At 68.7% G+C, this 7562-nt stretch carries 8 protein-coding genes and 1 pseudogene; 2 read left to right on the forward strand and 7 right to left on the reverse strand.

What is annotated here, in order from left to right:
* Window positions 1-125 precede the first annotated feature (125 nt).
* Window positions 126-1400 carry a glycosyltransferase gene (locus MKK88_RS04600; protein ID WP_243997424.1) on the forward strand — a complete coding sequence of 425 codons (1275 nt, stop codon included), beginning with the start codon at window positions 126-128 and terminating at the stop codon, window positions 1398-1400.
* 221 nt (window positions 1401-1621) lie between these two features.
* Here the strand turns inward: MKK88_RS04600 and MKK88_RS04605 are convergent, their stop codons facing one another.
* The 4 genes from MKK88_RS04605 to proS form a co-directional block, all read right to left on the reverse strand.
* Window positions 1622-1882 carry a hypothetical protein gene (locus MKK88_RS04605; RefSeq protein ID WP_243997425.1) on the reverse strand — a complete coding sequence of 87 codons (261 nt, stop codon included), beginning with the start codon at window positions 1880-1882 and terminating at the stop codon, window positions 1622-1624.
* 392 nt (window positions 1883-2274) lie between these two features.
* Complete coding sequence (locus MKK88_RS04610; RefSeq protein ID WP_243997426.1) at window positions 2275-2988, reverse strand: ABC transporter ATP-binding protein; 714 nt, start codon at window positions 2986-2988, stop codon at window positions 2275-2277.
* Between the two features lie 12 nt (window positions 2989-3000).
* The gene (locus MKK88_RS04615; protein ID WP_243997427.1) at window positions 3001-4299 is read right to left on the reverse strand and encodes a lipoprotein-releasing ABC transporter permease subunit; all 1299 of its coding nucleotides are present in this window, start codon (window positions 4297-4299) and stop codon (window positions 3001-3003) included.
* Between the two features lie 9 nt (window positions 4300-4308).
* A complete protein-coding gene (gene proS / locus MKK88_RS04620; protein ID WP_243997428.1) occupies window positions 4309-5634 on the reverse strand; it encodes a proline--tRNA ligase in 1326 nt (441 codons plus the stop codon).
* Between the two features lie 554 nt (window positions 5635-6188).
* Here proS and MKK88_RS04625 point away from each other — a divergent pair.
* Window positions 6189-6383: a hypothetical protein gene (locus tag MKK88_RS04625; protein WP_243997429.1), complete on the forward strand. Its 195-nt coding sequence runs from the start codon at window positions 6189-6191 to the stop codon at window positions 6381-6383.
* A 7-nt stretch (window positions 6384-6390) separates the two neighbouring features.
* On the opposite strand, the gene MKK88_RS04630 is transcribed toward MKK88_RS04625, so the two are convergent.
* From MKK88_RS04630 to MKK88_RS04640, 3 genes and pseudogenes are all read right to left on the reverse strand, one after another.
* The gene (locus tag MKK88_RS04630; protein WP_243997430.1) at window positions 6391-6717 is read right to left on the reverse strand and encodes a DUF1467 family protein; all 327 of its coding nucleotides are present in this window, start codon (window positions 6715-6717) and stop codon (window positions 6391-6393) included.
* A 4-nt stretch (window positions 6718-6721) separates the two neighbouring features.
* Window positions 6722-7126 carry a methylmalonyl-CoA epimerase gene (gene mce / locus MKK88_RS04635; RefSeq protein ID WP_243997431.1) on the reverse strand — a complete coding sequence of 135 codons (405 nt, stop codon included), beginning with the start codon at window positions 7124-7126 and terminating at the stop codon, window positions 6722-6724.
* Between the two features lie 201 nt (window positions 7127-7327).
* Window positions 7328-7562, reverse strand: a pseudogene (locus MKK88_RS04640) (MBL fold metallo-hydrolase); the annotation flags it as partial.

Raw genomic sequence — 7562 nt, forward strand, 5'->3', positions numbered from 1 at the left:
TTAGCGCTTATAGTTATGGTAAAAAGTATCTTGATGCGGATCGGGCGGGCTGGCATGCCGCGCGCCGAGGACGCGCTCGTCATTGGAACGGGGGTTCGAAGGAGCAGGCTATTCCCGCGCACCAGATGGCCGAGCGATACGACGTCGCCCTCGTGGCCGTCGGCACACACGGTGACGTGCTGCCGTTCATCGCGCTGGGTCACGAACTCGCCCAGCGCGGCCACGGCGTCTCGCTGGCCGCCCCAGCGCCGTTCGAGGCGATGGCCCGCCGGGCCGGTCTGGCCTTCGAGCCGCTGGGCACGGTGGCCGATTACGAGGCGGTGATCCGCCAGCCGGATCTCTGGCACCCGCAGCAGGGCTTCCGGCCCATGTTCGACTACGCCCTGCAGGTCGTCGAAGCCACCTGCCTCTGGCTCGGCGCGACCCGGGCCCGGGGAGTCGACCTGCGGGTGGTCGCCTCGCCGCTCAGCTGGGGCGCCCGCCTCGCCCAGGACCTCTACGATCTGCCGACAGCCACGCTGCACGTGATGCCGTTCCTGATCGAGAGCCGGTACGATCCGCCCCGGCTGCCCGGTCTCGCGCTGCCGCGCATCCTGCCGGCCTCGTGGCGGGCCTATGTCAATCTGGGCGTCGATGCCGTGGCGGTCGGACCGTTCACGCTGCCGCCGCTGAACGCGATCCGCGCCCGCCTCGGCCTCGATCCGGTGAACCGGCTGCGGCACTGGTGGAACAGCCCGTCGCGCATGCTCCTGATGTTCCCCGACTGGTACGCCGCGCCGCAGCCCGATTGGCCGGCCCAGGCGGTGCAGCTCGGTTTTCCGCTGGTCGACCGGTTCGGCGATGTGCCGGCCATGCCGCCGGAGCTCGACGCCTTCCTGGCTGCCGGGGAGCCACCGATCGTGTTCACCTACGGCTCGGCGATGCGCCAGGGCGCTGCCTTCTTCGATACCGCGGTGCAGGTCTGCCAGCGCATGGGCCGACGCGGCGTCCTGCTCGCCCCCCAGGGCGGACAGATTCCGAAGCCGCTGCCGGCCGGACTCATCCACCTGCCCTATGCGCCCCTGAGCACCCTGCTGCCGCGCAGCGCCGCCCTTGTCCATCACGGCGGCGTCGGGACGGTGGCGCAGGCGCTGGCCGCGGGCATCCCCCAGCTCGTTGTCCCGGTGGCGTTCGACCATTTCGACGAGGGGCGGCGGCTCAAGGACCGGAATCTCGGCACGACGCTGAGCCGCCGTGCCTTCCGGCCCGCCCGGGCTGCACGGGTCCTGGGGCGGCTGCTCGCCGATCCCGTGGTGGCCCGCGCCACTGCGGCCGCCCGGGCGCGGATGGCGGAGGGCCGCGACGCCATCGCCAGGGCCTGCGATCAGGTCGAGGCCCTGGGCGCCGCGCGCCAGACCTGAGCCGGTCGCGCACTCCGGCATGGCGCGGCGAACCCCGCGTGCGAACAATCTGGAGCCGGTCACGGCTCCGGGGAACGGTGGCCGGCTCCCGGGCGACGTCCTGCGATCACTGGCCCAGCAGCACGCTCGCCGAGCCGACCAGCGTCATCAGGATGCCGCTCACGAAGGCGCCGATCATGACGTACGAGAGGGGTTTGAGCTTCATCCGTCCCGGCGCCGGATCAGCAGCGGTTGCCGCCAGCGGTCTGGCCGTACTGCTTGACCGGCCGCGTCTGCTGGTTGGCGTTGCCCTCGGCAGCCGAGCTCATCGGGCAGCCCTCGTAGAAGGGCGTGTCGTGAACGCCCAGGCCGAGCGAACCGGTGGTCTCGGGCACGTCGGTGGTGAAGCCGGTCCAGCGGCCCTCGTTGGCCGCGGAGGCGGACGCGAGCGGGGCGGCGGCGAGGATAAAGGCTGCGACGGTGGTGGCGAAGCGGTTCTTCATAGAGATAATCCTTTATTTTCCAGCAAGACCAGGCTGATCTGCCGTGGTTTGTCTCAACGAGATCAATATAGGCATCGATTATCATTCGCGACGTGACGCGCCGCACGCGGCGCCGCGGATTAAAAATTGGCCGATGTCAGGCCGCCTCACCTCGGCCGAAGGCCCGAGAGGGGCATCGGATACGGGCCGGCCGATACGCCGGATCTCCGTGTGGGTCTGGCTTTTCGAACCATCCGCTCGAACGCCCCGGTCGACGCGTCCCTACCGTCATCGCGAGCGCCGCGATGCCGGGCCACGTGGCGCGGGGCAACGCGGCACCGGTCGCCGATGCGGCGGCTGAATCGGTCCGCCCGCGGGGACGGACCTGCCGGAATCGTCGACTGGAAGCGGTATCAGTCGAGCGGCGTGATGAGCCCGTCCCGGATCGTCACCCGGCGGTCCATGCGGGCGGCAAGATCGAGGTTGTGGGTCGCCACCAGGGCGGCGAGGCCCGAGGCGCGGACCAGGGCCATCAGCACGGAGAAGACGTGGCCGGCCGTCCCCGGATCGAGGTTGCCGGTGGGCTCGTCGGCCAGCAGGAGCCGCGGGCCGTTGGCCACCGCCCGGGCGATGGCGACGCGCTGCTGCTCGCCCCCCGACAATTCGGCCGGGCGATGCGGCAGGCGCTCCTTGAGGCCGAGGAAACTCAGAAGCTCGGTGGCCCGGTTCTTCGCCTCCGGGGCCTTCAGGCCGCGGATGAGCTGCGGCATCACCACGTTCTCCAGCGCCGAGAATTCCGGCAGGAGGTGGTGGAACTGGTAGACGAAGCCCATCTCCTCGCGCCGCAGACGGGTGCGCTCGGTATCCGCCATGGCGGCGGTGGGCTGGCCGCCGATATAGATCTCGCCCCCATCCGGTTTCTCGAGCAGCCCGGCCAGGTGCAGCAGGGTCGACTTACCGGCCCCGGAGGGCGCGACGAGCGCCACCAGCTCACCCGGCCAGATCGCGAGGTCGGCGCCGCGCAGGATCTCCAGCGCGCCCTCGGCCTGGGCGTAGCGCCGCTCGACGCGCGAAAAGAACAGGGCCGGCACCGGCTGGTCGCCGGCGATCTGGCTCGGATCGGTCATGGGATCGGCCCGTCAGCCGTAGCGGAGGGCCTGCACCGGATCGAGCCGGGCGGCGCGCCAGGAGGGATAGAGCGTCGCTGCGAGCGACAGCAGCAGCGAGGTGATCACCACGGCGGTGATCTCCTTCGGGTTCATCTGCGCCGGGATCTCGGCGAGGAACCGCACGGTCGGGTCCCAGGCGCCCGGAAACAGCACGTGCTGGATCGGCTTGATGTTGAGCGTGATCAGGATGCCCAGCGCCAACCCACTCAAGGTGCCGACCACGCCGATCAGCGCGCCGTTGATCAGGAACACCCGCATGATCGTACCCGGCGTCGCCCCCATGGTGCGCAGGATCGCGATATCGCTCGACTTGTCGCGCACCAGCAGGATCAGGCCCGAGACGATGTTGAGCGTCGCCACCACGACGATCAGGCTGAGGATCAGGAACATCACGTTGCGCTCGACCTCCAGCGCCCCGAAGAAGGTCCGGTTGCGCTGCCGCCAATCGGTCAGCAGGATCGGGCGCTCGGCCGCCATTTCCAGGGGCTCGCGCATGTCGCCGACATGATCGGGTTCGTCGACGTAGATCTCGATCATGCTGACGTCGCCGTCCTTGTTGAAGAAGGCCTGGGCCTCGGCGAGCGGCATGAAGACGAAGGTCTGGTCGAACTCGGTCATCCCGACTTCGAAGATCGCCTTGACGGTATAGCTCTTGGTGCGCGGTGCGGTGCCGAAGGGCGTCGACGAGCCTTTTGGCGTCACCAGCGTGATGGTGTCGCCGGCCTGCAGGCCCAGCGTGTCGGCCAGCCGACGGCCGATCAGCACGCCGGTGCCGTCGTCGAACCCCTCCAGGGTGCCGCCGCGGATCGAGCTGGAGACCGCCGCGAGTGAATCGAGATCGGCGGCCCGCACGCCGCGAATGATCACGCCCGAGCCGCCATATTGCGACGACGCGAAGGCCTGCCCTTCCACCAGGGGCACCGCCGCGCGCACGCCCGCCACCTTGGACAGCCGGTCCGACAGGTCTGTCCAGTCGTTGAACGGCCGGTCGATCGGGGTGGCGAAGAGATGGCCGTTGATGCCCACGATCTTCGACAGCAGCTCTGCTCGGAAACCGTTCATCACCGACAGGACGATGATCAGGGTGGCGACACCGAGCGCGATGCCCAGCACCGAGAAGAACGCCACCACCGACACGCCGCCGCCCCGGCGCCGCGCCCGCAGATAGCGGCCGGCGAGGATCCACTCGAACGGCGCGAAGGGCGCGGTGCCCTGGCGGAACGAGGCTGCGAAGTCCCTCACCCGGTCGATCGCCGCGGATCCCGCCATTGTGGGGTCTCAGACGCGCTTGATGCGCGCGAGCAGGTCGACGGTCGCGAGGCTCTCGCGCTCGCCCCCGGCGCGCCGCTTCAACTCGACCTTGCCCTCGGCCAGCCCCTTCGGGCCGACGATCACCTGCCAGGGCAGGCCGATCAGGTCCGCGGTGGCGAACTTGGCGCCGGGCCGCTCGTCCCGGTCGTCGTACAGGACCGACAGGCCGGCATTCTCCAGATCCGACTGGATCTGCGCGCAGGCGGCGTCGGTGGCGGAGTCGCCCACCTTCAGGTTGATGAGCGCGACGTCGAAGGGCGCGACGGAATCCGGCCAGATGATCCCGGCCTCGTCGTGGCTCGCCTCGATGATCGCTGCCACCAGCCGGCTCGGGCCGATGCCGTAGGAGCCCATATGGACCGGGCGCTCGATCCCGTCCGGACCGGCGACCTTGGCGCCCATCGGCTCGGAATACTTCGTGCCGAAATAGAAGATGTGCCCGACCTCGATGCCGCGCGCCGCGAGCCGGCTTTCCTCGGGCACCTCGGCGAAGGCTTCCTTCTCGTGCATGTCCTCGGTGGCGGCGTAGTGCGAGGTCCAGGCATCGACGATGCCCTGGAGGCCGGCCACGTCCTCGAAATCGACCGTCTCCGCCGGGATGTCGAAATCGAGATAGGCTTTGTCGCAGAAGACCTCGCTCTCACCGGTCTTCGCCAGGATGATGAACTCGTGGGACAGGTCGCCGCCGATCGGGCCAGTCTCGGCGCGCATCGGGATCGCCTTCAGGCCGAGGCTCGCGAAGGTGCGCAGGTAGGCCACGAACATGCGGTTGTAGGCGTGGCGGGCGCCGGCCTGGTCGAAGTCGAACGAATACGCGTCCTTCATCAGGAACTCGCGCGAGCGCATGATGCCAAAGCGCGGCCGAACCTCGTCGCGGAACTTCCACGAGATCTGATAGAGGTTCTTGGGCAGGTCCTTGTAGGAGCGCACGCTCGCCCGGAAGATCTCGGTGACCATCTCCTCGGCGGTGGGGCCGTAGAGCATCTCCCGGTCGTGCCGGTCCTTCAGGCGCAGCATCTCCTTGCCGTAAGCGTCGTAGCGTCCGGATTCTCGCCACAACTCGGCGGACTGAACCGTCGGCATCAGGATCTCGATGGCGCCGGCACGATCCTGCTCACGCCGGACCACCGCACAGACGCGCTCCAGCACCCGCAGGCCGAGCGGCAGCCACGCGTAGATGCCGGCCGCCTCCTGGCGGACCAAGCCGGCGCGCAGCATCAGCCGGTGCGAGACGATCTCGGCTTCCTTGGGCGTCTCGCGCAAGGTCGGCATGAAGTAGCGGGAGAGACGCATGTCGCCAGAGTCTTGGAAAGGGGAGCGGCCGGGAGGAGCCGCGGCACGCCGGCACACAACACGCCGGAGCCGCAAATTACAAGCACTGCGCGACCACGGCGCGGCGTAATCGCGGCGAAGCCGTGGCGCCGGGGCACGCCCGACCCGGCTATGCCCGATTGGAGAGCGGCCTGCCTATTTGCCGGCAAGAAAGCGCAGTTTTTTCTCGCAGACCCGGTGACAACACGAATTGTTGTTCCTATAAGCGTCCGGCGATGTTTGCGATGCCCGGAAGAGGCGGCGCAAGGTCCGAGTCTCGGGAGGAAAAACGACTGCCCCGCAAGCAATGCGGAGGAGCTTAAGGTCGAGCCACTGAAGCTTGAAAGCAAGGCCTCGGGCCTTGCTTTTTTTATTGGCCGATCGCGGCCCGCACCGTGATGGGCCGCTGTGAACAGCGGTGATTGTGCGGAGAAGTGCCGTCCCGGCCGGGTTTCCGCATACAACCAGCAAGCCCTTAACGGGACTCGGTTGTCTGCCGTGCCCCCTTGCCCAGGACGTGCCCGGGTGAGACTGCCATGCATTTCGAGATCCGCCGGGCCGATGCGAACTGGGCCTGGGTCCTGCTGAACGAGACCAACGAAACGATCGCCGAGTCGAACCGGACGTTCCCGTCGGCGGCGCAGGCCTCCGCGGCGGCCCTGGCCTTCGCCCATCGGGTGGCACGCGCCGGCACCGCGCTGACGGTGACGCCGACCGGGACGCTGCTCTGACGGGGCACTACAATCCGGTCAGGGGAAACACCGCCAGCGCGATCAGAAAGGCGGCCCCCGCCACCAGCGTCGTCCAGATCGCCTTCTCGCGCAGCCGTGGGGCTGCCGGCGCGCCGGGATCCTGACCCGGCACGACATGGGTCGCCCGCGTCTCGGGCTGGTTGCGCAGGGGCAGGATCGCGAAGAGCAGCGTCCACCACACCACGAAGTAGAGCGCAATGGCGCCGCCCACGGTCAGCTTGAACAGGCTGACCCCCGCCGCCACGAAGGCGGCGACCAGCACCGTGATGACGCCGAGCGTGGTCGGCGTCGAGCGGGCCAGCGTGGTCATCATGCGATCACACCTGCTCCAGCTCGACCAGCGTACCCAGAAAGTCCTTCGGGTGCAGGAACAGCACCGGCTTGCCGTGGGCGCCGATCCGCGGCTCGCCGGTGCCGAGCACCCGGGCCCCCTGCGCCTTGAGCCTGTCGCGGGCGGCCAGGATGTCGTCGACCTCGTAGCAGACGTGGTGGACGCCGCCGCCCGGATTGCGCGCCACGAAGGACTCGATCGGAGAATTCTCACCGAGCGGCGCCATCAGCTCGACCTTGCTGTTCGGCAGTTCCACGAAGACGACCGTGACGCCGTGCTCGGGCTGCGGCAGGGGCGGTGTGACCGTGGCGCCCAGCGTATCGCGATAGATCGCGCAGGCGGCGTCGAGATCCTGCACGGCGATGGCCACGTGATTGAGACGGCCGATCATTCTTGCGTCCTCCCCAGCATACTCGCTCCCTTGTCGGGAGCTTCGTTTATCCGCAGGCGAGGCTGCGCCAGCGCGCCTGGACGCGACATGCCCCCTCTCCCGCACGGGAGTGGGGACTTGAGCCTCATCCGGCAGCCAATCAGGCCGATCGGCTGCCGCAAGTTGTTCCAGACTATGCCGACCTGAGATCGGCAGCCAGCCTCAAACCTCCACAACCTGCACGTGGCAGGCGGGCTTCTTGCCCCAGACCTCGTTGACCGCGGTGCGCACAGCCCGGTCGACCGCCTTCTCGACGCCCTCCGAATCCTTGAGCTTGCCCCGGGACAGGCCCGAAAGGCTGCGCGAGACCGCTTCCACGATGGTGTCGATCAGGGGTTCGCCGGAGCGCCCACGGTTCGGCAGGCCGATGATGTCGATCGCCGGCTCGCCCAGCACG

Source organism: Methylobacterium sp. E-005 (genome assembly GCF_022829725.1).
GTDB lineage: Bacteria > Pseudomonadota > Alphaproteobacteria > Rhizobiales > Beijerinckiaceae > Methylobacterium.

Coding starts and splice junctions, on each gene's coding strand:
- MKK88_RS04630 (WP_243997430.1), bottom strand. CDS start 6,717: ATGATGACCACGCTGGCCCGCTCGACGCCGACCACGCTCGGCGTCATC.
- proS (WP_243997428.1), bottom strand. CDS start 5,634: ATGCGTCTCTCCCGCTACTTCATGCCGACCTTGCGCGAGACGCCCAAG.
- MKK88_RS04615 (WP_243997427.1), bottom strand. CDS start 4,299: ATGGCGGGATCCGCGGCGATCGACCGGGTGAGGGACTTCGCAGCCTCG.
- MKK88_RS04625 (WP_243997429.1), top strand. CDS start 6,189: ATGCATTTCGAGATCCGCCGGGCCGATGCGAACTGGGCCTGGGTCCTG.
- mce (WP_243997431.1), bottom strand. CDS start 7,126: ATGATCGGCCGTCTCAATCACGTGGCCATCGCCGTGCAGGATCTCGAC.
- MKK88_RS04610 (WP_243997426.1), bottom strand. CDS start 2,988: ATGACCGATCCGAGCCAGATCGCCGGCGACCAGCCGGTGCCGGCCCTG.
- MKK88_RS04605 (WP_243997425.1), bottom strand. CDS start 1,882: ATGAAGAACCGCTTCGCCACCACCGTCGCAGCCTTTATCCTCGCCGCC.
- MKK88_RS04600 (WP_243997424.1), top strand. CDS start 126: ATGGCCGAGCGATACGACGTCGCCCTCGTGGCCGTCGGCACACACGGT.